We start from the raw sequence: 1,419 nt of genomic DNA, 5'->3' as shown, positions 1-1,419 counted from the left end.
CGTTAGCTAAGTTCATTCTTCCCGGTGAGATGACAGAGTATTTCGATTTAACCAAGGTTGAATCAGATTGGTTTGGTGACGAACAACGTCTTCATCTTTACCTTGACGAGAAGTATCTTAAGCCTGAGGGTACACCGGATGCTATACCTAATGGATTCTACGAAGAATCGTGTATTAACGACTTTCCTATACGCGAGTATCGTACCGTACTCTATGAGCGTCGTCGCAAGTGGAAGAATATGAAAGGCAAGAGCATATCAAAAGACTGGCATATGGTTGCCAAAAGCCCCCGCTACTCAAAGGAGTTTGCGGCTTTTTTAAAAGAATTCCTTGGATAAATCCCCGATTACTGCCAGATAGCTCCAGAAACCATATCACATAAAGGCTGACGAGTTTGGACGTGCATACAAGGATTACCTTAGCGACTTTCGCACCTGGAAGCATCAGTCTCATACACAGAAATGGCTCATATTTCCTCGTAACATGGTGGCAAACCTCAGCATAGACGAAACAGCATTCACAAATGGAGATCTATACACTATAATCTCCAATAAGGATGCCCATGGCCGTAAAGGGGCTTTATTAGCCATCGTAAGTGGTACGAAGGTGGAAGATGTTGTAGCAGCTATACAAAAGATACATTGGTACTTACGTTGTAAAGTGCGTGAAGTCACGATGGACTTTTCGGAAGGTATGCGTCAGATTGTACTTGAATGTTTCCCTAATGCTACCATAACACTTGACAGATTCCATATGCAGCAACTTGTAAGTGATGCCATGCAAGAACTCCGTCTCAAACATAAGAAGGAGGAACAGAAGTTCCTGAACGAACAGCGTAAACTCTTCAATGAACAACTCAAGGAAAAGTATGAGCGAAGCCTCAAACGTCGCAAGAAGAACAAGAAGGACAAGCGTGGACGCAAGCCTATTCGTATGAATAAGGCCTTTGTGCCAGAGAGGCTCTCTAATGGTGACACTATACCGGAACTGCTCTCTCGCATTCGATATCCCCTTATGGTTTCTGGAGAAAAATGGACAACGACACAGAAGGAAAGAATCTCTCTTTTGTTCGAGCGCTATCCTGACCTCAAAGAAGCATATTCTATCGTACACTCTCTACGCATGATATTCAGCAATACCAAATCTACATGGATTTCGGCATACGAGAGCATGCAGAAATGGTACGATAAGGTCAAGGCCTTTGCCAATGACTCTTTCAACACTGCGCTTACACTATACGTGACATGGAAGATGAAGTACTCAACTATTTTATCAACCGTGCAACAAATGCGTCTGCCGAGTCTCTCAACTCAAAGATAAAGCAATTTAGAGCTCAGCTCAGAGGGGTTGTAGATCTTGACTTCTTTCTCTATAGATTGTCTATGATCTTTGGGTAGACACAGGGTTTTACGGGTGAGC

Annotated in this window: 1 protein-coding gene and 1 pseudogene; both read left to right on the top strand. The window is 43.3% G+C overall.

The window, feature by feature from the left end:
• A partial coding sequence (locus tag I6E38_RS14770; protein ID WP_262912394.1) for an ISAon1 family transposase N-terminal region protein occupies positions 1 to 338 on the top strand: 338 nt, incomplete at its 5' end.
• A gap of 145 nt (positions 339 to 483) precedes the next feature.
• Positions 484 to 1,397, top strand: a pseudogene (locus I6E38_RS14765) (ISL3 family transposase).
• Positions 1,398 to 1,419: the final 22 nt, after the last annotated feature.

The sequence above is a fragment of the Leyella stercorea genome (genome assembly GCF_021531355.1).
Taxonomy (GTDB): domain Bacteria; phylum Bacteroidota; class Bacteroidia; order Bacteroidales; family Bacteroidaceae; genus Prevotella.
This window is presented reverse-complemented; position numbering and strand designations above follow the sequence as displayed.